Origin of the sequence: Alloalcanivorax sp. (genome assembly GCF_964221125.1) — a bacterium.
In the GTDB taxonomy this organism is placed as follows: domain Bacteria; phylum Pseudomonadota; class Gammaproteobacteria; order Pseudomonadales; family Alcanivoracaceae; genus Alloalcanivorax; species Alloalcanivorax venustensis.
In genome coordinates this window covers 32,012-56,894 of record NZ_CAXPXK010000064.1, presented here as the reverse complement: position 1 = coordinate 56,894, position 24,883 = coordinate 32,012, and the positions used below count along the sequence as shown (strand labels likewise).

Below are 24,883 nucleotides of genomic sequence, written 5' to 3'. Positions count from 1 at the left end.
AACGCCATGGACAATGATCGTTTGATCACCCCGCTTCCTTCCGACGCCGGCGAAGCGCAGCAGGACCGGGCCATCCGCCCGGCCAGCCTGGCCGACTACAACGGCCAGCCGAAAGTGCGCGAGCGGCTGGAAATCTTCATCGACGCCGCCCGTGGCCGCGACGAGGCGCTCGATCACACCCTGATTTTCGGCCCGCCGGGGCTCGGCAAGACCACTCTGGCGCACATCATCGCCCGGGAGATGGGCTCACAGCTGAAATCCACCTCCGGGCCGGTGCTGGAAAAGGCCGGCGATCTGGCCGCCATCCTCACCAACCTGGAGGAGGGCGATGTGCTGTTCGTGGACGAGATCCACCGCCTTTCCCCGGTGGTCGAGGAGATTCTCTATCCGGCCATGGAGGACTACCAGCTCGACATCATGATCGGCGAAGGGCCGGCGGCGCGCTCCATCAAGCTGGATCTGCCGCCCTTCACCCTGGTCGGCGCCACCACCCGCGCCGGCCTGCTCACCGCGCCCCTGCGTGACCGCTTCGGTATCGTGCAGCGGCTGGAGTTTTATAACGTCGACGATTTGGCGCGTATCGTAGCGCGATCCTGCGAGATCCTCGCGATCCCGGGCGATGAAGAGGGCGCCCGGGAAGTGGCCCGCCGGGCCCGCGGCACGCCGCGCATCGCCAACCGGCTGCTGCGCCGCGTGCGCGATTACGCCCAGGTGAAAGGCGACGGCCGGCTCACCGGCGCGGTGGCGCAGAGCGCCCTGGACATGCTGGAGGTGGACAGCCTGGGGCTGGACGGCACCGACCGCCGCCTGCTCAACATGATGATGCACAAATTCGACGGCGGGCCGGTGGGGCTGGATTCCCTGGCGGCCGCGCTCAACGAGGACGCCGGCACCCTGGAAGAGGTGGTCGAGCCCTACCTGATTCAGCAGGGCTTCATTCAGCGCACCCCCCGGGGACGCCAGGTGACCAACCACGCCTGGCGCCATTTCGGCCTGGTCAAGCCCGCGCGGGACGGGGATTTGTTTAATGAGTGAAAAATTTTCTCAAGGTTCGGAATTTGTCCTACCGGTTCGCGTCTACATCGAAGACACTGACGCCGGTGGCATCGTCTACTACGTGAACTACCTGAAGTTCATGGAGCGGGCGCGCACTGAGTACATGCGGTCGCTGGGCTACCAGCACTATGCGCTGGCCGAGGAAAACTTCCAGTTCGTGGTGCATTCCGCTCAGATCAACTACCGCAAACCCGGCCGGATCGACGACGATTTGCGGGTCAGTGCCCGACTGGTGGCGCTTAAACGTGCCACCCTGGTGTTCGCGCAGCGTGTCACCCGTGACCAGGAAGTGTTGTGCGAAGCTACTATCAAGGTGGCCTGTGTCAGCGCCGACGGCATCAAGCCGGTGGCTTTGCCCGGGCCGCTCCACGACAAGTTCAAGGCTGAATTCGAGGAGTTGGGGTAAATGGAAGACGCTTCGTCCAGCATGTCGATCCTCTCGCTGGTCACCAACGCCGGGCCGGTGGTCCAGCTGGTGATGCTGGTTCTGCTGCTGGCATCGATGATTTCCTGGTACATGATCGTGTCCCGCTTTCGGGTACTGGGCCGTGCGCGGCGTGCCGATCATGCCTTCGAGGAGAAATTCTGGTCCGGCGAGGACCTCTCCAGTCTCTATAACCAGGTGCGCAAGAAGCCCAACCCGGATTCCGCCAGCGAGGCGATTTTCCGCGCCGGTTTCCAGGAGTTCGTGCGGCTGTCCAAGAGCACGCGCGGCTCCGAAGCGATCATGGAAGGCGCCCAGCGCGCCATGCGCGTGGCCCTGCAGCGCGAGGAATCCCGCCTCACCAAGCATCTGCCATTCCTGGCCACGGTGGGTTCCACCAGCCCCTATATCGGCCTGTTCGGTACCGTCTGGGGCATCATGAATTCGTTCCGCGCCCTGGCCAACGTGACCCAGGCGACACTGAGCGTGGTGGCGCCGGGTATCGCCGAGGCGCTGGTGGCCACCGCCATGGGCCTGTTCGCGGCGATCCCCGCGGTGATGGCCTACAACCGCTACGCGTCCTTGTCCGAATCCCTGGTGGGCGATTGTGAACTGTTCGCCGAGGAGTTCTCCTCGGTGCTGCACCGCCAGGCCCACGGACGCGACGCATGAGCCGAGGGAGTGCGTCCATGAGTGCGATCCGCGGCCGCCGTTTGCGCAAGAAGCCGATGGCCGACATCAACGTGGTGCCCTACATCGACGTCATGCTGGTGCTGCTGGTGATCTTCATGGCCACCGCGCCGATGATGACCCAGGGCGTGTCCGTGGACCTGCCGCAGACCGACAGCGCGGCGATCACCAACAACGACGAGCCGGTGATGATCACGGTGCGCCCGGACGGCAGCTACTACATTAACGTGGGCGGCGACGGCCAGTCGTCGGCGAGCCTGGAAACGGTGAAGGGCCATGTGCTCACGATCCGGAAACAAAAACCGGAGACCCTGTTCCTGGTGGAAGGTGACCAGAACGTGCCCTACGGCAAAGTGGTGGTCCTGATGTCCGAACTGCAGCAGGCCGGCGTCACCAACCTGGGGCTGGTCACGGAGCCGCCGGGGCGTTCATGAGCGATCGTGGCGTTGCGGTCGGGTTTTCCGCGTTTCTGCATCTGCTGGTGCTGGGGCTGATGGTGTTTACCTGGTCCTCGGAGCCGGAGCTGCGGCGGCCGCCGGAAATCCCGCCCCACGTGATGGCCACGGTGATGGAAGAGACGCGCCGCGCGCCGGAGGCCAACACCGCGCCGGCCCGCGAGGAAAAGGATCAGAAGCAGGCCCAGGAGGAGGCGCCGAAGCCGGAGCCCAAACCGGAGCCGAAGCCCGAACCGAAACCTGAGCCTAAACCGAAGCCCAAGCCCGAACCAAAACCCGAGCCCAAGCCCAAGCCTGAGCCGAAACCCGAACCCAAGCCGAAGCCCGAGCCGAAGCCGGAGCCCAAACCTGAACCGAAGCCGGAGCCCAAGCCGGAACCGAAAAAGGCGCCGGCGCCGGAATTCGAGCAGCAGAGCCTGGAAGAACTGATGGCCGAGGAAGAGCTGGAGATGGCGCGCAAGGAGCGCGAAAAAGTCGCCGAGACACCCGGCAGCGGCGCGCCTGACAGCGACGTTCAGGAAGAGACCGCTGGTTACACGGACGCCATACAGAACGCTATCCAGCAGCGGTGGCGCATTCCCGGCAATTACCGCAACCGGGACGACCTCAGCGTGCGTGTGCGTCTGCGGGTGATTCCGGGTGGTGAAGTGGTCAGTGTCGAGGTGGACAAGTCCAGTGGCTATCCGAACTTCGACGAGTCGCTGGTCAAGGCGGTGGAGCTTGCCAGCCCGCTGCCGGTGCCGGACGGCAAGTTGTTCGAGCAGTTTCGAACCTTTCAAATCGTATTCAGACCCACGGATGTAAAATGATGCGAGTTTTAGCCTTTCCCTTCATTGTCGCGATGCTCTCGCTGCTGGCGGTCAACGCCCGCGCCGAGCTGCTGATCCAGATCACTGAAGGCCGCACGGACGCGGTGCCGATCGCGGTGGTGCCGTTCGCCGGCGCCGGCGACGTGCCGGAGAACGTGTCCGACATCGTGCGCGCCGACCTGCACCGCAGCGGTCAGTTCAAAACGCTGTCGCCCAAGGACATGCTGAGCCGGCCCACCAGCAAGGAGGGCCTGTCCTACCGGGATTTCCGGGTGCTCAATCAGGAATACGTGGTGATCGGCACCATCAAGCCCACCGGCACCGGCGCCTACGAAGTGGGCTATGCGTTGCACGACGTGGCCCGCGGCAAGGAACTGCTGTCCGAGACCTACCGTCCGCCGGAGTCGCAGTTGCGTGACGTGGCGCACGCCATTTCCGACCGCATCTATGAGCAGCTCACCGGCATCCCCGGGGCGTTCTCCACCAAGATTCTCTACGTTACCCACAACCGTGGCGCCGAGCGGCCCTACCAGCTGCAGTACGCGGACGCCGACGGCGCCCGGGTGAAGACCATCCTGCGCAGCCGCGAGCCGATCATGAGCCCGTCCTGGTCGCCGGATGGCACTAAGATTGCTTATGTTTCCTTTGAGAAGAACGGGCTGCCCAAGATCTATGTGCACAATCTGAGCAGCGCCGAGCGGCGGGTGGTGGCCCAGTTCAAGGGCATCAACGGCGCCCCCTCCTGGTCACCGGACGGCCAGAAGCTGGCGCTGACCCTGTCCAAGGGCGGCAACCCGGACATTTACAGCCTGGACCTCAACAATGGGGATCTGGAGCAGCTGACCGATCATTACGGCATCGACACCGAGCCGCGCTGGATGCCCGATGGCGACCATCTGGTGTTCACCTCCAGCCGCTCCGGTGGGCCGCAGATCTACCAGCTGAACGTGGACGACAAATCGGTGCGCCGGGTGTCGTTCGAAGGGGCTTACAACGCCCGCCCGGAGGTTACCCCGGACGGTCGGTATCTGGTTTACGTACACCGGCGTAACGGCAGTTTCAACGTCGGTGTGCAGGACCTCCAGCGCGGGACATTCGATATTGTGACACAGACCAATATGGATGAATCGCCCAGTGTTGCGCCCAATGGAAGTATGATAATTTACGGGACGCAACACCGGGGTACAGGGGTCCTGCAAGCCGTCTCCATCGATGGGAGAGTGAAAGTAGAGCTCCCGTCGAAGGAAGGGGAAGTCAGGGAACCGGCCTGGTCGCCGTTCCTCTGAACGGATCTCAGAGTTCCAATCCAGGACATCAATAGGAGTTTTTAGTATGCGTTCATTCATTAACCCGCTTTTCGCCGTGCTTCTGGCCGGCTTGCTGGCTGCGTGTTCCAGTACTCCCACCGAGGAGGACACCTCCGCGACCGATACTCAACCGACCGACAGCCAGAGCAGCCCGGCTGAGCCCGTCGAGCGTCCCGCGCCGTCCAAGCCGGACACCAGCAGCATTCCGGTGACCGCGGACAACTTCCACAACCACCCGTCCAACTACGACGGCACCACCGACACCAAAGTGATTTACTTCGCTTTCGACAGCAACACCGTGCCGGCGGCCGCCTTCGAAACCCTGCGCGCCCACGCCAGCTACCTGAAAGACAACCCGAATGCCAAGGTGCGTCTGGAAGGTCACGCCGACGAGCGTGGCACCCGTGAGTACAACGTTGCTCTGTCCGAGCGTCGTTCCGAAGCGGTCCAGAAGTTCCTGCGCGTGCAGGGCGTGAGCTCTTCCCAGGTGGAAGTGGTCGCCTACGGTGAAGAGAAGCCGGCTGCTTTCGGCCACAGCGAAATGGACTGGGCGAAGAACCGTCGCGTGGTCCTGAACTACACCGCCGGCCGTCCGTAAGCCATGCGGTCCAAGCAGGTAATTAAGCGCTTTTTACTGGCTATCCTGCTTGGCGGGCCGGTGCTCGGTGCCCAGGCACAGAGCACCGGCCCCCTGGCCGTCGAGGAGCGTGGCTCCGGCGGCGGCCGGGCCTCGTCGTCCGCCACCGGCAACGGTGGCGGCGAAGAGGGCATCTACCTGCTGATGCAGGAAATGGAGCAGTACCAGAAGCAAGTTCAGAATTTACAGGGTCAGGTGGAAGAGCTTCGCCATGAGCTGACGCAGCTTAAAGGCGCGGAGCGCGAACGCTACCTGGACCTGGACACCCGGATTAACGCGCTGGTCGAACAAGTGAACAGCGCCCCCAAGACCGACGCCGAAGCCGGCGACGACGGCGGCAACAGTGACACGCCCGCCGACCCGGAAGCGGACCGCGAGGCCTATTCCGCCGCCCGCGGCAAGCTGCTCGAGCGTGATTTCGACGCCGCGGCCACCGCCTTCGAAGCCTACCTGAAGGACTTCCCGCAGGGGCAGTTCCGGGCCCACGCCCACTTCTGGCTGGGCGAGGTCTACAGCAATCAGAAAACTCCGCAGCTGGACAAGGCCCGCAAGCAGTTCCAGACCGTGGTGGACGACTACCCGAACCACAGCCGTGCCCCCACCAGCCTGTACAAGCTCGCCAGCCTGCAGGCCAAGGCCGGCAACACCAGCGAAGCGGAAGTCTCCCTGCACAAGCTGATCAAGCAGTTCCCCGACGCCTCCGAGGCGGAAATGGCCAAGAGCATGCTCAAGCAGCTCAACGGCGATTAATTCTAGGAGCGGGCTTGTGGGAGCGGGCCCAGCCCGCGAAAGGGAGCAAAGCTCCCGGCAGGATCCCAGAGACCAAAGAAAGCGGGGGGCGGACCCGGCCGCAGCAAGGTGTTAGAATCCGCGCCACTCAGAAGTGTGAGAGCGTCCACCGTGGAACTGCGCATTACCGAAATCTTCCATTCCCTGCAGGGGGAATCCCGCAGCGTGGGCGTGCCCACCGTATTCGTGCGCCTCACCGGCTGCCCGCAGCGCTGCGTCTGGTGCGACACCGAGTACGCCTTCCAGGGCGGCGAGAAATGGTCCCTCGAGCGCATCCTGGAGCAGGTGGACGGCTATTCCGCTCGCTACGTCACCGTCACCGGCGGTGAACCGCTGGCCCAGCCCCACTGCCTGCCGCTGCTCACCGAACTGTGCGACCGGGGCTACCAGGTGAGCCTGGAAACCGGCGGTGCCATGGACATCGCCGACGTCGACGAGCGCGTCTCGGTGGTCATGGACCTCAAGGCGCCGGGCTCCGGCGAACAGCACAACACCCGGCTGGAGAACATCCCCCATCTGCGCCCGCACCACCAGGTGAAGTTCGTGCTCGCCGACCGCCGCGACTACGACTGGGCCCGCTTTACACTGGACCAGCACAACCTGACGGCGCGGGTGTCCGAGGTGCTGTTCTCACCGGTGCACGGGCATTTGCCGCCCGGTGAGCTGGCCGACTGGATCCTCGCCGACCGCCTGCCGGTGCGCTTCCAGCTGCAACTGCACAAACTGCTCTGGAACGACGCCCGCGGGCGTTGATCCGGCCCCCATCAACCCGAGGTAAACAGGAGACACCATGGAAACCGCGGTGGTACTGCTCTCCGGCGGACTCGATTCCGCCACCTGCCTGGCGATGGCCCGCGCCGAAGGGTTCCGGTGCCACACCATCGCCTTCGATTACGGCCAGCGCACCCGCTCCGAGCTGCAAGCGGCGGAGCGCGTCTCCGCCGCCCTGGGCGCCGAATCACACCGGGTGATAGAGCTCGGCATGGGCGGCATCGGCGGCTCCGCGCTCACCGACCACGCCATCGACGTGCCGGAGAACGGCGGCGAGGGCATCCCGGTCACCTATGTGCCGGCCCGCAACACCGTCTTCCTGTCCCTGGCCCTGGGGCTGGCGGAAGTGGTCGGCGCCGACGCCATCTTTATCGGCGTCAACGCCGTGGACTACTCCGGCTACCCGGACTGCCGCCCGGAATTCATCGACGCCTTCCAGCACTTGGCCGGGCTCGCCACCAAGGCGGGCGTGGAAGGGCACCCGGTGCGCATCAGCACGCCGCTGATGGCGCTCTCCAAGGCGGAGATCATCCGCCGGGGCACCGAGCTGGGCCTGGATTACAGCCTCACCGTGTCCTGCTACCAGGCCGACGCCGAAGGCCGCGCCTGCGGCCGCTGCGACAGCTGCCGGCTGCGCCGCGAGGGCTTTGAGCAGGCTTTGATCAAAGATCCCACGATCTACCAGTCTTAACGAAAAAAATGGCCCTCAGGCCTTGTCACGGCGAAATAAATCCGTATTATTTGCGCCTCATTCGGCGGGTCGTTAGCTCAGTTGGTAGAGCAGTTGGCTTTTAACCAATTGGTCGCTGGTTCGAATCCAGCACGACCCACCACTATTCCGAAAAGGGGCTGCCAAAAGGCAGCCCCTTTTTTTTGTCGCTTTCTCACCGCTCCCACAAGCCCGCCATCACCTGACCGCTGCCCCGCCGTGGTGCCGCCGCTGTCCGCGCACCAATCGGTGGCATGCTTGATGCATAAGTCCGGTTATCTCCTAATCAACCGGCGACCCTATGCTCAGTCTTGAAGAGGCCCGCGACCGTCTGCTTGCCGCCGTTCGCTCCGTGACGGAGCGCGAGACGGTGCCGCTGCGGGACGGGCTGGACCGGATTCTCGCTGAGGACCTGCTCGCCGCCCGCGCGGTGCCGCCGGCGGACAATTCCGCCATGGACGGCTACGCGCTGCGCGGCGCCGACTGGCCGGCGGAAGGCGGCCTGGCGCTGGCGGGCACCGCCACGGCGGGGGCGCCCTTCAAGGGGACGCTGCCGGCGGGGCACTGCGTGCGCATCATGACCGGTGCCCTGATACCCGACGGGTGCGACGCGGTGATCATGCAGGAGGAGTGCGAAGTAACAGGGCAGGGCTGCACCACCCGGGTGCGCCCGGTGCGTGCGCCGCGCCCCGGCGAGAACATCCGCCGCGCCGGTGAGGACATCGCCGTGGGCGCCGGACTGCTGGACGCCGGGCGGCGGCTGCGGCCGGCGGACCTGGGGTTGCTGGCGTCGCTGGGGCTGAGCGCCGTGGAAGTGCTGCGCCGGCCCCGGGTGGCGTTGTTGTCCACCGGTTCGGAATTGCGCGAGCCCGGCGAACCGCTCGCCGAGGGCCAGATCTACGACAGTAACCGTTACCTGCTCACCGCCATGCTGCGCCGGCTGGATGTGGCGATCACCGACCTGGGGATTTGCGCGGATACGCCGGAGCGCTTGCAGGCCGTGCTGGAGAGCGCCGCGCGCGGTCATGATGTGGTGATCGCCAGCGGCGGCGTGTCGGTGGGCGAGGCGGACCACACCCGCCGGGTGCTGGACCGTATCGGCCGGGTGAACGCCTATAAGGTGGCCATGAAGCCGGGCAAGCCGTTCACTTTCGGGACCCTGGGCGAAGCACTGTTCCTGGGCCTGCCGGGCAATCCGGTGTCCGCCACCGTGACCTTTCATCAGCTGGCGCTGCCGGCCCTGCGCCATCTGGCCGGCGAGCGCTCCGGGGAGTCGCCGTTGCTGGTGCCGGCGCGGGCCGACGCGCCGTTGCGCAAGAAGCCCGGGCGAGCCGACTTCCAGCGCGCCGTGCTGTTCGCCGACGGCGACGGCCACCGGGTGGCGACCACCGGCTCGCAGGGGTCCGGGGTGTTGTCGTCGGTGACCCGGGCCAACGCTTTCATCCGCCTGGAGGCGGAGCGCGGCGATGTGGCCGCCGGCGATACCGTGTCCGTTCTGCCTTTCGACCGCTGGTTGATGTAGCCGTGAGTGAGCAGCCGCAACACACCCGCGTGATGCTGGTCGACGATACCCCGGCCCGGGCGGCGATGCTCGAGCAGGCGCTCACCGACTGCGGTTTCCAGGTGATCTGCCGCATGGCCAGCGCCCAGGGCCTGATGAAGCAGGTGGCCGAGCATCAGCCGGACGTGGTGATCGTGGATATCGAGTCGCCGGATCGGGACATGCTCGAGCACATGACGGTGCTCAACCAGCATCTTCCCAAGCCGGTGATCATGTTCGCCGAGCAGGGCGACAGCAATACCATCGACCGCGCCATCCGGGCCGGTGTCAGCGCTTACGTGGTGGACGGCCTCAATCCGGAGCGGGTGCGTTCCATCGTCGACGTGGCGGTGGCCCGCTTCCGTGAATTCCAGGCGCTGCGCAACGAGCTGCAACAAACCCGCACCCGGCTCGCCGACCGGCAGGTGATCGACAAAGCCAAGGCGCTGCTGATCCAGCACCGCCAGATGGACGAGGACGAGGCCTACCACGCCATGCGCAAGCTGGCCATGGACCGCAGCCAGAAGCTGGTGGACGTGGCCAACGACATTGTGTCGGTGCTGGGGCTGCTGGCGCCGAAATCGCAGAGGACCCGTGATCAATGAAGACCGATCTCACCCTGGGCTATATGCCGCTCACCGACAGCCTGCCGCTGCTGGCCGCCGCTCAGCTGGGCTTTTTCCGGGACCAGGGCCTGGACGTGACCCTGCAGGAAGAGGTGTCCTGGGCCAATATCCGCGACAAGGTGATCGTCGGCCAGTTCGACGGCGCGCACATGCTGGCGCCCATGGTGATGGCGTCGACGCTGGGGCTGGGCGGCCTGAATAAACCCTTGATCGCGCCGTATTCGCTGAACCTGGGCGGCAACGGCATGACCTTGTCCGCGTCCCTGTACCGGGATCTTGAGAGCACCACGCGCGGCCGCCCGGGCCCCGCCAGTCTGAAACAACTGATCGAGCAGCGGAAACTGGAAAAGCAGCCGCCGCTGGTTCTGGCGGTGGTGTTTCCGTATTCCAGCCACAATCTGTTGCTGCGCTACTGGCTGGCCAGCGCCGGCATCGACCCGGACCGTGACGTCACCACCGTGGTGCTGCCGCCGTCACAGATGGTCGATCATCTGCGGCTCGGGCACATCCACGGTTTCTTCGCCGGTGAGCCCTGGAACGCGGTGGCCACGGCGGACGGTATCGGCTGCTGCGTGGCCACCGGCCGGGACATCTGGCAGAACGCACCCAACAAGGTGCTGGGGGTGACCGAGGACTGGGCGCGGACCAACCCGGACACCCTGGATGCGCTGTTGCGCGCTTTGCATCAGGCCGGCGTGTGGCTGGATGGAAACCGGGCGCAGGCGGTGTCGTTGTTGGCGGAATACCTGCCGGTGGACCGCCGGGCGCTGGCGCCGGCGTTACTGGGCCACACCGGTTACCGGCCGGACAGTGGCGACGCCCCGGAGCCGGACCTGCTGGTGTTTCATCGCTACCTGGCCAATTTCCCCTGGGTCTCCCACGGCTACTGGTTTCTCAACCAGATGGCCCGCTGGGGCTGGCTGCCCGGCGACCAGGATCTGTCCGCCGTGGCGGCGGCGTGCTACCGCCCGGATCTGTACCGCCGGGCGCTGGCCGACACCCCGTTGCCGGGCCAGGACTGGAAAGGCGAGGGCATCCACGCCGGCCCCTGGCGCCTGGAGACCAGCCAGGGGGAAATCGGCATGGGCGCGGACACCTTTATCGATGGTGAGGAGTGGCAGCTGCGTTCCATGAATTTTCTGCACCAATCCGCGCCATGATCCGTGCCTGATCACCGGATTGGCGCACGGCGCGGCGTCGCCGCCGCCGCCCGGGGCCCGCGATGGCGGCCTTTGAGCGCCGATGCCGATGTGGCATGGAAGTTGAATGTATAAGGTTGAGAGCAGGTGATAACAGGTCGGAAACCAATGGCGGTGCCGACCCTCCGGACAATATGCGACTGATCTGAGCGAAGGCGCTCACCACGGAAAGTGGTGGGCGCTTTTTTTTTGCGTCGCCGACCCCGAACGCCGTCGTTGATAGTAAAGGAGCAGCACCATGAACAACGCCGATTCGATCTCTCCCCGCCCGGGCCCCGGCGCTGCACGGCGGCTGGCCGTGCTGGCGGCCTTCGTGCTGACCGTGTTCGCGGGTGTCGCGAAGGCGGCGGACAAGCCGCTGGTGGGCTGGCCGGAAAAGCCGGAGCTGACATTCGGCTTTATCAAGCTCACCGATATGGCGCCGTTGGCGATCGCCTACGAAAAAGGCTACTTCGAGGACGAAGGGCTGTATGTGTCGCTGGAGGCCCAGGCCAACTGGAAGGTGCTGCTCGACGGCGTGGTCGACGGCCAGCTCGACGGCGCCCACATGCTGGCCGGTCAGCCGCTGGCCGCCACCATCGGCTTCGGCACCAAGGCGCACATCATCACCGCCTTCAGCATGGACCTGAACGGCAACGGCATCACCGTCGCCAATTCGGTATGGGAGGAGATGAAGAAAAACATCGAGCACCGCGACGGCAAGCCGGTGCATCCGATCAGCGCCAGCGCCCTGAAACCGGTGGTGAAGGCGTACCGGGATCGCGGTGAGCGTTTCAAGATGGGAATGGTGTTCCCGGTCTCCACGCACAACTACGAGCTGCGCTACTGGCTCGCCGCCGGCGGCATCCATCCCGGTTATTACGCGCCCCATAAAGGCGATACCTCCGGCCAGCTCCAGGCCGAAGCGCTGCTGTCGGTGACGCCGCCGCCACAGATGCCCGCCACCCTGGAGGCCGGCACTATCCACGGCTACTGCGTCGGCGAACCCTGGAACCAGCAGGCGGTGTTCAAAGGCGTGGGCGTACCGGTGATCACCGATTACGAAATCTGGAAAAACAATCCGGAAAAAGTGTTCGGCGTCAGCGAAGCCTGGGCGGAGAAATACCCCAACACCCACGCCCGTGTGGTCAAGGCGTTGATCCGCGCGGCCAAGTGGCTGGACGAGAACGACAACGCCAACCGCCCCGAGGCGGTGAAGATTCTCGCCAAAAGCGAATACGTGGGCGCCGACGAAGCGGTCATCGCCAACTCCATGACCGGCACCTTCGAATACGAGAAGGGCGACGAAAGGCCGATCCCGGATTTCAACGTTTTCTTCCGCCACAACGCCACCTATCCCTACTACTCCGACGCCATCTGGTACCTCACCCAGATGCGCCGCTGGGGCCAGATCGCCGAGCAGAAGAGCGACGACTGGTACATGGAGACCGCCCGCGACGTGTACCGCCCGGATGTCTACGCACTGGCGGCCAGGGCGCTGATCCAGGAAGGAAAGATGAAAGCCTCGGACTTCCCGGACTTCGACAGCGAGGACGGCTTCAAGCCGCCGCAGTCCGAGTTCATCGACGGCGTGACCTACGACGGCCGCGAGCCCAACGCCTACCTGAAGCAGTTCGACATCGGCCTGAAAGGCGACCAGCGCCTTTAACGCACCGGTAAAAGAGGGTGATGAAATGATTTCGATCAGCCAGCAAACCTGGTTACAACCGTGGATCAAGCTAGCGCGCGGCGAACGGCCGTCGGAGCAGTTGCGCGCCCTGGCTAAAACCCTGCTGGTGCCGCTGGCCGGCATCGCCGCCTTCCTGCTGTTGTGGGCCGTGGCGGCGGGGCAGATCAATACCTCATTGGGTGCCTTCCCCGGGCCCCTGGACGTGTGGCAGCAGGGTGGGGCGCTGCTCGAGGAACACGCCGCGGAGCGCCGCGAAGAGGAGGCCTTCTATGAGCGTCAGCGTGAGCGCAACGCCCAGCGGCAGGCGGTGGATCCGTCCTATCAGCCGCGGATCTTTCCCTACACCGGCAGCGCCACCTTTATCGACCAGATCCTCACCAGCCTGATGACGGTGACGGCGGGCTTCGTGCTGGCGTCGCTGCTGGCGATTCCGCTGGGCATTCTGATCGGCCTCAGCCACACCCTGTACCGCGCCTTCAATCCGGTGATTCAACTGCTCAAGCCGGTGTCGCCGCTGGCCTGGTTGCCGCTGGTGACCATGGTGGTGAGCGCCGTCTATGTCAGCCAGGACCCGCTGGTCCCCAAGTCGTTCATTACCTCCATGGTCACCGTGATGCTGTGCTGCCTGTGGCCCACGGTGATCAACACCGCCGTGGGCGTGGCCGGCGTCGACAACGACCTCAACAACGTCAGCCGGGTGCTGCGGCTGGGCTGGCTCACCCATGTGCGCACCATCGTGTTGCCGTCGGCGATGCCGATGATGTTCGCCGGCCTGCGCACCTCCCTGGGGATCGCCTGGATGGTGCTGATCGCGGCGGAAATGCTGGCGCAGAGCCCGGGCCTGGGCAAGTTCGTCTGGGACCAGTTTCAGAACGGCAGCTCCGATTCGCTGAGCCGCATCATGGTGGCGGTGATCACCATCGGCGCCATCGGCTTTCTGCTCGACCGTCTGATGCTGGCCGTGCAGAGCCTGGTGTCCTGGGACAAATCCGCGGACCTGCGCTGAACGCGTTGCGGGCAGGTTTTAAGAGAGGAATTCTGTGATGAGCCATTATCTCGACATCTCCAAGATCAGCATCGATTTCCCGACCCCGGAAGGCCCGTTCCGGGCCCTGGATGAGCTGTCGCTGCGCATCAAAAAAGGCGAGTTCGTGTCGCTGATCGGCCACTCCGGCTGCGGCAAATCCACGGTGCTGAACATTCTCGCCGGTTTGCTTCAGGCCACCGAAGGCGGTGTCGCCCTCGACGGCAAGGAGGTCAACGAACCGGGCCCGGACCGGGCGGTGGTGTTCCAGAACCATTCGCTGCTGCCCTGGCTGACCGCCTTCGAGAACGTGCAGCTGGCGGTGCGTCAGGTGTTCCGCGACAGCATGAGCAAAGCGGAAATGCGCGACTGGATTCAGCAGAACCTGAAGCTGGTGCACATGGAGCACGCCATGCACAAACGCCCGGACGAACTGTCCGGTGGCATGAAGCAGCGTGTCGGTATCGCCCGCGCCCTGGCCATGCGCCCCAAGGTGCTGCTGATGGACGAGCCGTTCGGCGCCCTGGACGCGCTCACCCGGGCGCTCATGCAGGACTCGCTGATGGAGATTCAGCGTGATCTGAACAACACCGTGGTGATGATTACCCACGATGTGGACGAGGCGGTATTGCTGTCCGACCGCATCGTGATGATGACCAACGGCCCCGCCGCCACCATCGGCGAGGTGCTCAATATCGATCTGCCGCGCCCCCGCAACCGCGTCACGCTGGCCGAGAACAGCGACTACAACCACTTCCGTCAGCAGGTGCTCAGCTTCCTCTACGAGAAGCAGCGCAAGGTGGTGGAGATCCCCCGCGAACCGGCCGTCGACGAACACGAGGCGGCGCCGGCACGGGGCAAGGTGGCCGGCCTGGTGGACCGGCTCGGCCGTCGGGCCTGAGGGGAGCCAGCGATGATTCGGGCCACCCGCATGAAACGCACCGAGGCACGGCGCCGGCTGGTGATCGTCGGCAACGGCATGGCCACGGAAAGCCTGATCAGCCGGTTGGGCACCGACCATGGCTGGTCGGTGCGTGTGCTCGGCGAGGAACCGGTGCGTCACTACAACCGCATCATGCTCTCGCCGTTGCTCGGCGAGGAGACCGACCTGGATGCCATCACGCCGCGTGATGACGCCTGGTACCGGGCGCGCCGGGTGACGGTGAGCCTGGGCAAACGGGTGGCGCGCCTCGACCGGCAGCGCCGCTGCCTGTTCTGCGACGACGGTGAACGGGTCGACTACGACACCCTGGTGATTGCCACCGGCGCCCGTTCTTCCATGCCGCCGCTGCCCGGTGTCGCGGAGCTGGACGGTGTCAGCGGCTTCCGTTCCCTGCACGACGTGGAGCGTCTGCGCGGCTGGAGCCGGGCGCGCCCCGGCGCCCGCGCGGTGGTGGTCGGCGCCGGCCTGCTGGGCGTGGAAGCCGCCGTCGGCCTGCGCCGTCTGGGCGCCGACGTGACCCTGGTGCACCGCCGCCCGGTACTGATGAACCGGCAACTCGACGCCCGCGCGTCGTCCCTGTTGGAGGCGGCGCTGGCCGCCCGTGGTATCCGGGTGCGCACCGGTTGCGACCCCAAGCGTCTTCTCGGCGACACCTCGGTGAGTGGTGTGGAAGTGGAAGAGGGCGGCACGCCGCGAACGCTGCCCGCCGATCTGGTGGTGTTCGCCACCGGCATCACCCCCAACCGGGAACTGGCGCAAAACGCCGGCCTGGAGTGTGGCGCCGGCGTGCGCGTCGACAGCGCCCTGCGTACTTCCGACCCGCAGGTGCACGCGCTGGGCGAATGCTGCGAATTCCAGGGCAACACCTACGGCCTGGTGGCGCCGGTGCAGGAACAGGCCGACGTGCTGGCCTGGGTGCTCAAGGGCCGGTCCGCCCGCTATCGCGATCCTTCCCTGGTCACCCGCCTCAAGGTCGGCGGCCTGGATATCCACAGCATGGGGCAGGTGGAGGCGGTGGCCGGCCAGCAGACCCTGTGGCTCAGCGACCCGCAAGCCGGGGTCTATAAAAAACTGATTATCGAAGACGGCCGCCTGCGCGGCGTGCTGCTGGTCGGCGATGTGCGCCACAGCCAGTGGTATTTCCAAACCCATCAAAGCGACCGCGACGTCAGTGCGTTGCGCGACGTGCTGCTCACGGACCCCAGCCGTGACGACGACGAATCAACCCCGGCCGATGTTTCGGTCGATGTCGCTTAACAGGAGGCAAGGCTATGACGGACGACAACACCGTACTTCCCACCTCGGGCAACCTGGTGATCATCGGCAACGGCATGGTCGGTCACCACCTGGTGAAGACCCTGGTCGAGCAGGGCGACGCCAGCCCCTGGACCATCCATGTGTTCGCCGGCGAGAACCGGCCCGCCTACGACCGGGTGCATCTGTCCGCGCTGTTCGACGACCAGACCCCGGAGGATCTCTGTCTGTCCCCGGCGCAGTGGTACCGGGACAACCGGGTGACGCTGCACCTGAACGACGAGGTGGTGGAGATCGACCGGGACCATAAAACCGTGATCACCGCCGGCGGTGTCCGGCAAGACTACGACGCCCTGGTGCTGGCCACCGGTTCCTATCCGTTCGTGCCGCCGATCCCCGGCCACGACCACGAGAACTGCCTGGTGTACCGCACCGTGGACGACCTGGACGCGATCAAACGCTGCGCCGGCAACGCCAAACGCGGCGTGGTGGTGGGCGGCGGCCTGCTCGGGCTGGAAGCCGCCAACGCGCTGCGGCTGCTGGGATTGGAAACCCATGTGGTGGAATTCGCGCCGCAACTGATGCCGGTGCAACTCGACGAAACCGGCGGCGCCCTGCTGCGCAAGGAAGTGGAGGCGCTCGGCGTGCACATCCACACCGGCATGAAAACCGAGCTGATCGACGCCGGCGAACAGCACACCCTGCGCATGAACTTCGAAGGCCAGGCGCCGCTGGAAACCGACATGATCGTGTTCTCCGCCGGCATCCGCCCGCAGGACAGCCTGGGCCGCCAGAGTGGTCTGGAGCTGGGCGAGCGCGGCGGCATCGTGGTGGACAACCAGTGCCGCACCTCGGACCCGGCGATCTTCGCGATCGGTGAATGCGTGCTTTGGAACAATCAGATCTTTGGGCTGGTGGCGCCGGGCTACACCATGGCGCGCACCGTGGCCGCGGTGCTCCACAACCAAGCCGGCGATTTCACCGGCGCCGATATGAGCACCAAGCTGAAACTGATGGGCGTGGACGTGGGGTCGGTGGGCGATGCCCAGGCGCGCACCGCCGGCGCCCGCTGTTACCGTTTCCAGGACGAAGTGGCCGGCGTCTACCGCAAGCTGGTGGTCAGCGAAGACCAGAAGTACGTGCTCGGCGCCATGCTGGTGGGCGACTGCGACGCCTACGACACCCTGCTGCAGTACATGCTCAACGGCATTCCGCTGCCGGACAACCCGGCGTCGTTGATTCTGCCCGCCGGTGACGCGGCGCCGGCGCTGGGCGCCGACGCGCTGCCGGACGGCGCCACCATCTGCTCCTGCCACAACGTTTCCAAGGGCGCCATCAACGACGCGCTGGACGGCGGCTGCTGCTCGCTGGGCGATATCAAGGACGCCACCAAGGCGTCCACCGGCTGCGGCGGTTGCGCCGCGCTGTTGAAAAGCGTGGTCGACGCCGGGCTGGAAGCGCGCGGCGTGGAGGTGAACAACCACCTCTGCGAGCACTTTGAATATTCTCGCCAGGAGCTCTACCACCTGATTTTGGTGGGCGGCCTGAAGAGTTTCCGCGAGGTGCGCGACACCCATGGCAAAGGGCTCGGCTGCGAAATCTGCAAGCCGGCGGTGGCCTCGATTCTCGCCAGCATCCATAACGACTACATCCTCGAACCCGAGCACGTGGGCCTGCAGGACACCAACGACGTGTTCCTCGCCAACATGCAGAAGGACGGCACTTACTCGGTGGTGCCGCGCGTGCCGGCCGGTGAAATCACCCCGGAAAAGCTGATGACACTGGGCCGGGTGGCGAGCAAATACGATCTCTATACCAAGATCACCGGCGGCCAGCGCATCGATCTGTTCGGCGCCCGTCTGGAACAACTGCCGCTGATCTGGGAAGAGCTGATCGACGCCGGCTTCGAAACCGGCCACGCCTACGGCAAGTCGGTGCGCACGGTGAAATCCTGCGTCGGCTCCACCTGGTGCCGTTACGGCGTGCAGGACAGTGTCGGCATGGCGATCTTCCTGGAGCATCGCTACAAGGGCCTGCGCTCGCCGCACAAGCTCAAGTTCGCGGTGTCCGGCTGCACCCGCGAATGCGCCGAAGCGCAAAGCAAGGACATCGGCGTGATCGCCACCGAGAACGGCTGGAACCTGTATGTGTGCGGCAACGGCGGCATGCGGCCGCGCCACGCGGATCTGTTCGCCACCGATCTTTCGGATCAGCAACTGGTGCAACTGGTGGACCGGGTGCTGATGTTCTACGTGCGCACCGCCGACCGCCTGCAACGCACTTCGGTGTGGCTGGAAAACCTGGAAGGCGGTTTGGACTACCTGCGCCAGGTGGTGATCGACGACACCCTGGGCATCGCCGCCGAACTGGAAGCGCAGATGGAAGTGGTCCGCGAGCGCTATCAGTGCGAGTGGCGCACCACCATCGACGACCCGCAAAAGCTCAAGCGCTTTCGCAGCTTCGTCAATGCGGAGACGCCCGACCAGGACATCCGCTTCGTGCGCGAGCGGGGCCAGCCCCGTCCCGCCACCGAGGACGAGCGCAGCGATCTGATTGAAACCGTCAGCGTCTGAAACAACCGGCGAAGGGAAGGAGAGCAACCATGCAATGGCAACATATTTGTACCCGGGAGGATCTGGTGGCCGGCAGCGGCGTGGCCGCGCTGATCAACGGCGAGCAGGTGGCGTTGTTCTACCTGCCGGATCAGTCGCCGCCGCTTTACGCGATCGGCAACCACGACCCGATCGGCGGCGCCAACGTGCTGTCGCGGGGCATCGTCGGCGACGTCAACGGCGAGCTGGTGGTGGCCTCGCCGCTGTATAAGCAGCACTTCAGCCTGCTCACCGGTGCCTGCCTGGAGCAGGACCACGTGTCGGTGCCGGTCTGGGAGGTGAAGCTGGACGGTGACAAGGTGCTGCTGCGGCCGCTGCAGGCGGCGCTAAACCGGACCGGTACCTGAGCCATGGCCGAGCGCATTCACACCACCGACACCACCTGCCCGTACTGCGGCGTGGGTTGCGGTGTCTCCGTGAACGGCGCCGGCGACAGCGTTACCGGAATGGCGAACCACCCGGCCAACCAGGGGCGTCTTTGTGTAAAGGGCGCTTCGCTCCATGAAACCCTCGACCATCACAACCGGCTGCTGTACCCGGAAGTGGACGGCGCGGTGGTGGACTGGGACAGCGCGCTGGATGAAGTGACGCATCGGCTGCGCGACACGGTGGCGGAATACGGCCCCGACAGTGTGGCCTGCTACGGCTCCGGGCAACTGCTCACCGAGGACTATTACGTCGCCAATAAGCTGATGAAAGGGTTTGTCGGCAGCGCCCACATGGACACCAACAGCCGGCTCTGCATGGCGTCGGCGGTGGCCGGCTACAAGCGCGCTTTCGGCGGCGACAGCGTGCCCGGCTGCTATGAGGATCTGGACAGCGCCGAGCTGCTGGTGCTGGTGGGCTCCAACGCCGCCTGGACCCATCCGGTGCTGTACCAGCGCATGGTCGCCGCGAAAAAAGCGCGCCCGGACACCAGAGTGGTGGTGATCGATCCCCGCCGCACCGCCACCTGTGATCTGGCCGATCTGCATCTGCCGTTACGGCCCGGCGCCGATGGCCTGCTGTTCAACGGCCTGCTGGCCTGGCTGGGCCGGCACGGCCATCTGGACCGGGACTACATTCGCGAACACACCCGCGGCTTCGAGGACGCTTTGGCCCGGGCCGAGGCGGACAGCGGTTCGCTGGCGAGCCTGGCGCAACGCTGTGATCTGCCGGAAGAAGATATCGAGACGTTCTTTAACTGGTTCGCCGGGCGCCCGCGCACGGTGACGTTCTACTCCCAGGGCATCAACCAAAGCGCCACCGGCACCGACAAGTGCAACACCATTATCAACTGCCACCTGGCCACCGGCCGGGTGGGGAAAACCGGTGCTTCGCCGTTTTCCATCACCGGCCAGCCCAACGCCATGGGCGGCCGCGAAGTGGGCGGGCTGGCCAATCAGCTGGCCGCGCACATGGATTTCGCGCCGGATGACGTGGACCGGGTAAAGCGCTTCTGGAACGCCGCCAACATGGTCAGCGAGCCCGGCCTCAAGGCGGTGGAGCTGTTCCAGGCGGTGGCCTCCGGGCGGATCAAATTTATCTGGATTCTTTCCACCAATCCGGTGGTCAGCCTGCCCGAGGCGGATCGGGTGCGTGACGCCCTGCGCCGCTGCCCCACCGTGGTGGTGTCGGAGTGCATGGCCGACACCGACACGGTGCGGCTCGCCGACATCAAACTGCCGGCGCGCACCTGGGGCGAGAAGAACGGCACGGTGACCAACTCCGAACGCTGCATTTCCCGCCAGCGGCCCTTCCTGGAAGCGCCCGGCGAGGCGCGCTCGGACTGGTGGGCGCTGGCCCAGGTGGGCCGGCGGCTCGGTTACGCCGAGGCGTTCGACTGGCGGCATCCGGCCCAGGTGTTCGCCGAACACGCGGCGCTGTCCGGGTTCGAAAACGACGGTCGCCGGGCGTTCGATATCAGCGGGCTGGCGACGCTGGACCGGGCCGGCTACGACGCCCTGGCGCCGGTGCGCTGGCCGGTGAACCGGCAATGGCCGCAAGGGCGCCGGCGGCTGTTCGGCGACGGCCGTTTCACCACCGACGACGGCCGCGCCCGCGTCGTGGCGGTCACCGCCAGGCTACCGGAAGGCCAGCCCGGTCCCGGTGAGATGATCATGAATACCGGCCGTATCCGCGACCAGTGGCACACCATGACGCGCACCGGTAAGGCGCGGCGCCTGCTTCAGCATATCGGCGAACCCTTTGTCGCCCTGCACCCCGAGGACGCGCGCCGCCATCGTATCGGCGACGGCCAACTGGCCAGCGTGGAAAACCGCCACGGCGCCATCGTGATGCGCGCGCGTGTCACTGCCGACCAGCGTCCCGGCGAGCTGTTCGTGCCGATGCACTGGAGCAGCCCGTTCAGCGCCCGCGCGCGCATGGGCGCCCTGGTGCAGGCCACCACCGATCCGCTGTCCGGTCAGCCGGAATCAAAAGTGTCCCGCGTCCGCGTGGCGCCCTGCGCGGTGCGCTGGCAGGGCTTTTTGATCACCCGCGAGCGGCGCGGCGATCCGCGCTGCTTTTACTGGAGCTACAGCCCCTTGCCCCGGGGGCACCTGTTCGAACTGGCCGGCCGCGACGATCCGGACCGCGCCCGGCGGCGTCTGGCCGCCCTGATCAGCGGCCCCGGCGACGCCGACGACCTGCACTGGCTGGACATGCAGGACCCGTACATCGGCCATTTCCGCCAGGCGGCGGTACGCGACGGCCGGCTGATGGGCGCGTTGTTTATCCACCCGAAAGGCGATTTGCCCGGTCGCGACTGGCTGATCGAGATGCTGCAACGGGACGCGCTGGAAGACACGGAGCGGCGGGCGCTGCTCAGCGGCGAAGCGCCGGACGGCGCCGCCGAAAGCGGGCCGGTGGTGTGCGCCTGCTTCCAGGTCGGCGAGCCGGCCATTCGCGCGCGCATCGAAGCCGGCGACCGCAGCGTCGAGGCGTTGGGTAAGTCGCTCCGTTGCGGGACCAACTGCGGTTCCTGCATCCCCGAGTTGAAACACATTCTGGCCGGTTGACCGGGCCCCAAGGCAGGAGAGAAAGCATGCTCACCGATCAGTTCAACCGACGCTTCACCTATTTGCGCCTCTCCATCACCGAGGTCTGCAACTACCGCTGCGAGTATTGCCTGCCGCGCGGCTATCAACGCGGCGACAACGTGCCGGAGCCACTCAGCCTGGAGGAGATCGGCACCCTGGTGCGCGCCTTCGCGCTCAGCGGCACCCGCAAGATTCGCATCACCGGCGGCGAGCCGACCCTGCGCAAGGACCTGCCGGAGATTATCGCGCTGTGCAAACAGACACCGGGTATCCGCGAGGTGGTGATGACCAGCAACGGTTACCGGCTGGCGCCAAAGCTGGCGACGCTGAAAAAAGCCGGCCTGGACCGCATCAACCTCAGCGTCGACAGCCTGACGCCGGCGGTGTTCGAAATGATCACCGGCCATGACCGGCTGCGCGATGTGCTCGACGCGGTGGATGAAGCCCTGGCACTGGGTATGCCGGTGAAACTCAACGCGGTGTTGATGCGCCACTACAACGGCGACGAGCTGGCGCGGTTCACCGACTACCTGCGCCACCGTCCGGTGACCGCCCGCTTTATCGAACTGATGGAAACCGGCGACAACCGTGAGTTTTTTCGCCAGCAGCATCGCCCCGCCCACCTGCTTGAGGAGTGGCTGGCGGCGCATGACTGGACCGCCTGTTCCCGGGGTGAGAACGACGGCCCGGCGCGGGAATTCGCCCACCCCGGCCACGCCGGTCGGGTCGGTTTGATCCGCCCCTATAAACAAGGCTTCTGCGACGACTGCAACCGGCTGCGCGTGTCGTCCCTGGGCGACCTACAGCTGTGTCTGTTCTCCCAGGGCGGTATTTCGCTCCGCGACGCTCTGCGACACGACACCCCGGAACAGTTATCGCGGCGTTTGCACCGCCTGGTGCTGGGCAAGAAAGCCGGCCACGGCCTGCATCGGCATGACCCGGGCGCCACCCGCCACCTGGCCATGATCGGAGGCTGACATGCAGGACACTCCCGGTGTGATCGGCGTGGTACTGGCCGGCGGCGGCTCGCGGCGCATGGGCCGTGACAAGGCGTTGCTGGAATGGCGCGGGCAGCCGCTGCTCGACCACCTGCGGGCGCGGCTGTGGGCGGCCGGTTGCCAGGCGGTGGTGACCAGCCGCGCCGCCCCCGGCTGCATCGCCGACCTTTATCCGGACCGCGGGCCGCTGGGCGGCATCCATGCGGTGCTGCAAAGCCGGCCGGCGGCCGGTTACCTGGTGGTGCCGGTGGACATGCCGCTGCTGTCGGTGGCGCTGCTGCGCGGGCTGATCGACGCCGGCCGCGATCATGGCCACTGCTATTACCGGCACTCGTTCTTGCCCTGCTACCTGAGCGGCGATCCGGCCCTGCCGGAGCGGCTGGCGCAACGCTTGCGGCGCGGTGACCTGGCGCTGGGCGGCTTTCTGCGCGCGCTCCGTGCCCGGGCGCTGGACGGCGGTGACGCCGCCGCCTTTCTCAATACCAATACGCCGGAGGCCTGGCGCCGGGCGACCGCTCTGGACGCTGCCCCGCAAACACTCTGCAAGGAGATCGGATCATGACCCTTTCCCCCGTGACCCGGGCCGCACCGCGTTGCGCCCGGCCGCTGGACATTGCCGTGCTGACCGTGTCGGACAGCCGCTCCCTGGCCGAGGACAGCTCCGGCGATCTGTTGCGTTCCCGGCTGCTTGAGCAGGGCCACCGCAACGCCGACCGGCGGCTGGTGGTGGATGACATCTATCTCATCCGCGCCGAGGTGTCCCGCTGGATCGCCGATCCCGCCGTGCAGGTGGTGCTGATCACCGGCGGCACCGGCTTCAGCGGTCGCGACAGCACCCCGGAGGCGGTCAGCGTGCTGTTCGACAAAACCGTGGACGGCTTCGGCGAACTGTTCCGGGCGCTCTCGCTGGAGGAGATCGGCACCTCCACCCTGCAGTCCCGCTGCGTGGCCGGGCTGGCCAACGGCACCCTGGTGGTGTGCCTGCCGGGCAGCACCAACGCCTGTCGGCTGGCCTGGGACCGCATCCTGGTGGAGCAGCTGGACGCCGCCCACCGGCCGTGCAATTTCGTGTCGCATCTGAAGCGCGCGGACCGCGCCTGCGACAGCCGCGAAACCGACAACGGAGGGCCGGCCCATGTCGCTGACGCACACTGACCAGAACGGCCACGCGCACATGGTGGATGTGTCCGCCAAGACCGACAGCGCCCGGGTGGCCCGAGCCAGCGGCCGGGTGCGGGCGGCGCCGGCCACCCTGGCGCTGATCCGCGACAACGGTCTGAAAAAAGGCGATGTGCTGGCGGTGGCGCGTATCGCCGCGATCCAGGCGGCGAAGAAGTGCTGGGAGCTGATCCCGCTCTGCCACCAGATTCCGCTCAGCGGTGTCACGGTTGAGTTCGAGTTGGACCACGACAATGGCATCATCCATATCCAGGCCCAGTGCAAAACCACCGCGCCCACCGGCGTGGAGATGGAAGCGCTCACCGCCGTGTCGGTGGCGGGCCTGACGCTCTACGACATGTGCAAGGCGGTGGACCGGGGCATGTCGATCGACGCGGTCCGCCTGGAGGCCAAGAGCGGCGGCGCCGGCGGCGACTGGCACCGGGGGGCGCAGGCATGATCCGGATACGCTTTTTCGCCCGCCTGCGGGAAGCGCTGGACTGCGACTTCCTCGACCTGTGCCCGCCGTCGCCGCTGTCGGTGGCGGCGCTGCGCCGGCATCTGATTCACGAATACCCGCACTGGGCGGTGCACCTGGACGGCCGCTTGCTGAGCGCGGTGAATCAGGAAATGGCCAACGGCCAGACGCCGGTGCGCGACGGCGACGAAGTGGCGTTCTTTCCCCCGGTGACCGGAGGCTAGATGATCTCGGTGCAGCAACACGACTTCGATGTGGGCGACCAGTACCGGCGGCTTTGCGAGCAGGCCGGAGAGGCCGGCGCGGTGGTGTTCTTCGTCGGCCGGGTGCGCGGCGGCGACGGCGCCGTGCAGGCGCTGGAGCTGGAGCATTACCCCGGCATGTGCGAGCGCCAGTTGCAGGGCTTCGTGGACGAAGCGCGGCGCCGCTGGGACTGCCGCGCGGTGCGTCTGGTGCACCGGGTCGGCCGGCTCGCCGCCGGCGAGCAGATCGTGTTCGTGGCGGTGGCCACCCGCCACCGCGCCGAAGCGTTTGAGGCGGCCCATTTCTTGATCGACCAGCTCAAAACCCGGGCCCCGTTCTGGAAAAAAGAGCATTGCCCCGACGGCGCCCGCTGGCTTGATGCCGCTGCCAACGACGTCCGCGCCGCCGGGCGCTGGTACGCTGACGCCGTGGCGCTGTGAGATGAGCCGCGCCGGGAAGCGAATCGGCCGGC

General features: G+C 66.2%; 26 protein-coding genes and 1 tRNA gene. All 27 read left to right on the top strand.

The annotated features are described in order from the left end of the window. Positions 1-6: 6 nt before the first annotated feature. The 27 genes from ruvB (at position 7) to ACEQZD_RS08350 (ending at position 24,851) form a co-directional block, all read left to right on the top strand. Positions 7-1,035, top strand: a complete 1,029-nt coding sequence (gene ruvB, locus ACEQZD_RS08480; RefSeq protein ID WP_142948696.1) for a Holliday junction branch migration DNA helicase RuvB — start codon at positions 7-9, stop codon at positions 1,033-1,035. Continuing rightward, positions 1,028-1,462: a tol-pal system-associated acyl-CoA thioesterase gene (ybgC, locus tag ACEQZD_RS08475; RefSeq protein ID WP_142948695.1), complete on the top strand. Its 435-nt coding sequence runs from the start codon at positions 1,028-1,030 to the stop codon at positions 1,460-1,462. Before ruvB ends, ybgC begins: the two co-directional genes overlap by 8 nt. Beyond that, entirely contained in the window at positions 1,463-2,152 is a 690-nt protein-coding gene (tolQ, locus tag ACEQZD_RS08470; protein WP_142948694.1) for a protein TolQ, read from the top strand. It begins immediately after the preceding gene. 17 nt (positions 2,153-2,169) lie between these two features. Further along, positions 2,170-2,604, top strand: coding sequence for a protein TolR (gene tolR, locus ACEQZD_RS08465; protein ID WP_142948693.1), 435 nt, complete (start codon positions 2,170-2,172; stop codon positions 2,602-2,604). Further along, positions 2,601-3,434 (top strand): cell envelope integrity protein TolA, encoded by an 834-nt coding sequence (tolA, locus tag ACEQZD_RS08460; RefSeq protein ID WP_370184947.1) that lies wholly within the window; start codon positions 2,601-2,603, stop codon positions 3,432-3,434. The genes tolR and tolA overlap by 4 nt, the downstream gene beginning before the upstream one ends. After that, positions 3,431-4,720 (top strand): Tol-Pal system beta propeller repeat protein TolB, encoded by a 1,290-nt coding sequence (tolB, locus tag ACEQZD_RS08455; RefSeq protein ID WP_142948691.1) that lies wholly within the window; start codon positions 3,431-3,433, stop codon positions 4,718-4,720. Before tolA ends, tolB begins: the two co-directional genes overlap by 4 nt. 46 nt (positions 4,721-4,766) lie before the next feature. Continuing rightward, on the top strand, positions 4,767-5,339 hold the full coding sequence (gene pal / locus ACEQZD_RS08450) for a peptidoglycan-associated lipoprotein Pal (protein WP_370184945.1): 573 nt from the start codon (positions 4,767-4,769) through the stop codon (positions 5,337-5,339). 3 nt (positions 5,340-5,342) lie between these two features. Next, positions 5,343-6,128: a tol-pal system protein YbgF gene (gene ybgF, locus ACEQZD_RS08445; RefSeq protein ID WP_370184943.1), complete on the top strand. Its 786-nt coding sequence runs from the start codon at positions 5,343-5,345 to the stop codon at positions 6,126-6,128. Positions 6,129-6,278: 150 nt separating this feature from the next. Next, a complete protein-coding gene (queE, locus tag ACEQZD_RS08440) occupies positions 6,279-6,920 on the top strand; it encodes a 7-carboxy-7-deazaguanine synthase QueE (protein WP_370184941.1) in 642 nt (213 codons plus the stop codon). A 37-nt stretch (positions 6,921-6,957) separates the two neighbouring features. Then, positions 6,958-7,629: a 7-cyano-7-deazaguanine synthase QueC gene (gene queC, locus ACEQZD_RS08435; RefSeq protein WP_142948688.1), complete on the top strand. Its 672-nt coding sequence runs from the start codon at positions 6,958-6,960 to the stop codon at positions 7,627-7,629. Between the two features lie 66 nt (positions 7,630-7,695). Continuing rightward, a tRNA-Lys gene (locus ACEQZD_RS08430) sits at positions 7,696-7,771 on the top strand. 177 nt (positions 7,772-7,948) lie between these two features. Then, on the top strand, positions 7,949-9,169 hold the full coding sequence (gene glp / locus ACEQZD_RS08425; RefSeq protein WP_370184939.1) for a gephyrin-like molybdotransferase Glp: 1,221 nt from the start codon (positions 7,949-7,951) through the stop codon (positions 9,167-9,169). Between the two features lie 2 nt (positions 9,170-9,171). Continuing rightward, positions 9,172-9,792 carry an ANTAR domain-containing protein gene (locus tag ACEQZD_RS08420; RefSeq protein WP_323745338.1) on the top strand — a complete coding sequence of 207 codons (621 nt, stop codon included), beginning with the start codon at positions 9,172-9,174 and terminating at the stop codon, positions 9,790-9,792. Then, positions 9,789-10,973 carry a CmpA/NrtA family ABC transporter substrate-binding protein gene (locus ACEQZD_RS08415; RefSeq protein WP_370184937.1) on the top strand — a complete coding sequence of 395 codons (1,185 nt, stop codon included), beginning with the start codon at positions 9,789-9,791 and terminating at the stop codon, positions 10,971-10,973. The genes ACEQZD_RS08420 and ACEQZD_RS08415 overlap by 4 nt, the downstream gene beginning before the upstream one ends. Before the next feature lie 277 nt (positions 10,974-11,250). Continuing rightward, a complete protein-coding gene (locus ACEQZD_RS08410) occupies positions 11,251-12,660 on the top strand; it encodes a CmpA/NrtA family ABC transporter substrate-binding protein (RefSeq protein WP_370184935.1) in 1,410 nt (469 codons plus the stop codon). Positions 12,661-12,685: 25 nt separating this feature from the next. Further along, positions 12,686-13,687, top strand: a complete 1,002-nt coding sequence (locus tag ACEQZD_RS08405; protein WP_194855438.1) for an ABC transporter permease — start codon at positions 12,686-12,688, stop codon at positions 13,685-13,687. Between the two features lie 37 nt (positions 13,688-13,724). Continuing rightward, positions 13,725-14,606 (top strand): ABC transporter ATP-binding protein, encoded by an 882-nt coding sequence (locus ACEQZD_RS08400; RefSeq protein ID WP_370184933.1) that lies wholly within the window; start codon positions 13,725-13,727, stop codon positions 14,604-14,606. 12 nt (positions 14,607-14,618) lie between these two features. Next, positions 14,619-15,905, top strand: a complete 1,287-nt coding sequence (locus ACEQZD_RS08395) for an NAD(P)/FAD-dependent oxidoreductase (protein WP_370184931.1) — start codon at positions 14,619-14,621, stop codon at positions 15,903-15,905. 14 nt (positions 15,906-15,919) lie between these two features. Further along, on the top strand, positions 15,920-18,475 hold the full coding sequence (nirB, locus tag ACEQZD_RS08390; RefSeq protein ID WP_370184929.1) for a nitrite reductase large subunit NirB: 2,556 nt from the start codon (positions 15,920-15,922) through the stop codon (positions 18,473-18,475). Between the two features lie 29 nt (positions 18,476-18,504). Beyond that, positions 18,505-18,861: a nitrite reductase small subunit NirD gene (gene nirD / locus ACEQZD_RS08385; protein WP_370184927.1), complete on the top strand. Its 357-nt coding sequence runs from the start codon at positions 18,505-18,507 to the stop codon at positions 18,859-18,861. Between the two features lie 3 nt (positions 18,862-18,864). Then, entirely contained in the window at positions 18,865-21,513 is a 2,649-nt protein-coding gene (locus ACEQZD_RS08380) for a molybdopterin-dependent oxidoreductase (protein ID WP_370184925.1), read from the top strand. Between the two features lie 26 nt (positions 21,514-21,539). Continuing rightward, entirely contained in the window at positions 21,540-22,511 is a 972-nt protein-coding gene (gene moaA, locus ACEQZD_RS08375) for a GTP 3',8-cyclase MoaA (RefSeq protein ID WP_370184923.1), read from the top strand. Position 22,512: 1 nt separating this feature from the next. Then, positions 22,513-23,094 carry a molybdenum cofactor guanylyltransferase gene (locus tag ACEQZD_RS08370; RefSeq protein WP_370184921.1) on the top strand — a complete coding sequence of 194 codons (582 nt, stop codon included), beginning with the start codon at positions 22,513-22,515 and terminating at the stop codon, positions 23,092-23,094. After that, positions 23,091-23,687 (top strand): molybdenum cofactor biosynthesis protein B, encoded by a 597-nt coding sequence (moaB, locus tag ACEQZD_RS08365; protein WP_370184919.1) that lies wholly within the window; start codon positions 23,091-23,093, stop codon positions 23,685-23,687. Before ACEQZD_RS08370 ends, moaB begins: the two co-directional genes overlap by 4 nt. Then, entirely contained in the window at positions 23,668-24,150 is a 483-nt protein-coding gene (gene moaC / locus ACEQZD_RS08360) for a cyclic pyranopterin monophosphate synthase MoaC (protein ID WP_370184917.1), read from the top strand. The genes moaB and moaC overlap by 20 nt, the downstream gene beginning before the upstream one ends. After that, complete coding sequence (locus ACEQZD_RS08355) at positions 24,147-24,392, top strand: MoaD/ThiS family protein (protein WP_142948674.1); 246 nt, start codon at positions 24,147-24,149, stop codon at positions 24,390-24,392. The genes moaC and ACEQZD_RS08355 overlap by 4 nt, the downstream gene beginning before the upstream one ends. Then, positions 24,393-24,851 carry a molybdenum cofactor biosynthesis protein MoaE gene (locus ACEQZD_RS08350; RefSeq protein ID WP_370184915.1) on the top strand — a complete coding sequence of 153 codons (459 nt, stop codon included), beginning with the start codon at positions 24,393-24,395 and terminating at the stop codon, positions 24,849-24,851. It abuts the gene before it with no gap. The last annotated feature ends 32 nt before the right edge of the window (positions 24,852-24,883 follow it).

What these genes read in the sequence shown, in the direction of transcription:
- ruvB (WP_142948696.1), top strand. Translation starts at nt 7, where the DNA reads ATGGACAATGATCGTTTGATCACCCCGCTTCCTTCCGACGCCGGCGAA.
- ybgC (WP_142948695.1), top strand. Translation starts at nt 1,028, where the DNA reads ATGAGTGAAAAATTTTCTCAAGGTTCGGAATTTGTCCTACCGGTTCGC.
- tolQ (WP_142948694.1), top strand. Translation starts at nt 1,463, where the DNA reads ATGGAAGACGCTTCGTCCAGCATGTCGATCCTCTCGCTGGTCACCAAC.
- tolR (WP_142948693.1), top strand. Translation starts at nt 2,170, where the DNA reads ATGAGTGCGATCCGCGGCCGCCGTTTGCGCAAGAAGCCGATGGCCGAC.
- tolA (WP_370184947.1), top strand. Translation starts at nt 2,601, where the DNA reads ATGAGCGATCGTGGCGTTGCGGTCGGGTTTTCCGCGTTTCTGCATCTG.
- tolB (WP_142948691.1), top strand. Translation starts at nt 3,431, where the DNA reads ATGATGCGAGTTTTAGCCTTTCCCTTCATTGTCGCGATGCTCTCGCTG.
- pal (WP_370184945.1), top strand. Translation starts at nt 4,767, where the DNA reads ATGCGTTCATTCATTAACCCGCTTTTCGCCGTGCTTCTGGCCGGCTTG.
- ybgF (WP_370184943.1), top strand. Translation starts at nt 5,343, where the DNA reads ATGCGGTCCAAGCAGGTAATTAAGCGCTTTTTACTGGCTATCCTGCTT.
- queC (WP_142948688.1), top strand. Translation starts at nt 6,958, where the DNA reads ATGGAAACCGCGGTGGTACTGCTCTCCGGCGGACTCGATTCCGCCACC.
- glp (WP_370184939.1), top strand. Translation starts at nt 7,949, where the DNA reads ATGCTCAGTCTTGAAGAGGCCCGCGACCGTCTGCTTGCCGCCGTTCGC.
- ACEQZD_RS08415 (WP_370184937.1), top strand. Translation starts at nt 9,789, where the DNA reads ATGAAGACCGATCTCACCCTGGGCTATATGCCGCTCACCGACAGCCTG.
- ACEQZD_RS08410 (WP_370184935.1), top strand. Translation starts at nt 11,251, where the DNA reads ATGAACAACGCCGATTCGATCTCTCCCCGCCCGGGCCCCGGCGCTGCA.
- ACEQZD_RS08405 (WP_194855438.1), top strand. Translation starts at nt 12,686, where the DNA reads ATGATTTCGATCAGCCAGCAAACCTGGTTACAACCGTGGATCAAGCTA.
- ACEQZD_RS08400 (WP_370184933.1), top strand. Translation starts at nt 13,725, where the DNA reads ATGAGCCATTATCTCGACATCTCCAAGATCAGCATCGATTTCCCGACC.
- ACEQZD_RS08395 (WP_370184931.1), top strand. Translation starts at nt 14,619, where the DNA reads ATGATTCGGGCCACCCGCATGAAACGCACCGAGGCACGGCGCCGGCTG.
- nirB (WP_370184929.1), top strand. Translation starts at nt 15,920, where the DNA reads ATGACGGACGACAACACCGTACTTCCCACCTCGGGCAACCTGGTGATC.
- nirD (WP_370184927.1), top strand. Translation starts at nt 18,505, where the DNA reads ATGCAATGGCAACATATTTGTACCCGGGAGGATCTGGTGGCCGGCAGC.
- ACEQZD_RS08380 (WP_370184925.1), top strand. Translation starts at nt 18,865, where the DNA reads ATGGCCGAGCGCATTCACACCACCGACACCACCTGCCCGTACTGCGGC.
- moaA (WP_370184923.1), top strand. Translation starts at nt 21,540, where the DNA reads ATGCTCACCGATCAGTTCAACCGACGCTTCACCTATTTGCGCCTCTCC.
- ACEQZD_RS08370 (WP_370184921.1), top strand. Translation starts at nt 22,513, where the DNA reads ATGCAGGACACTCCCGGTGTGATCGGCGTGGTACTGGCCGGCGGCGGC.
- moaB (WP_370184919.1), top strand. Translation starts at nt 23,091, where the DNA reads ATGACCCTTTCCCCCGTGACCCGGGCCGCACCGCGTTGCGCCCGGCCG.
- moaC (WP_370184917.1), top strand. Translation starts at nt 23,668, where the DNA reads ATGTCGCTGACGCACACTGACCAGAACGGCCACGCGCACATGGTGGAT.
- ACEQZD_RS08355 (WP_142948674.1), top strand. Translation starts at nt 24,147, where the DNA reads ATGATCCGGATACGCTTTTTCGCCCGCCTGCGGGAAGCGCTGGACTGC.
- ACEQZD_RS08350 (WP_370184915.1), top strand. Translation starts at nt 24,393, where the DNA reads ATGATCTCGGTGCAGCAACACGACTTCGATGTGGGCGACCAGTACCGG.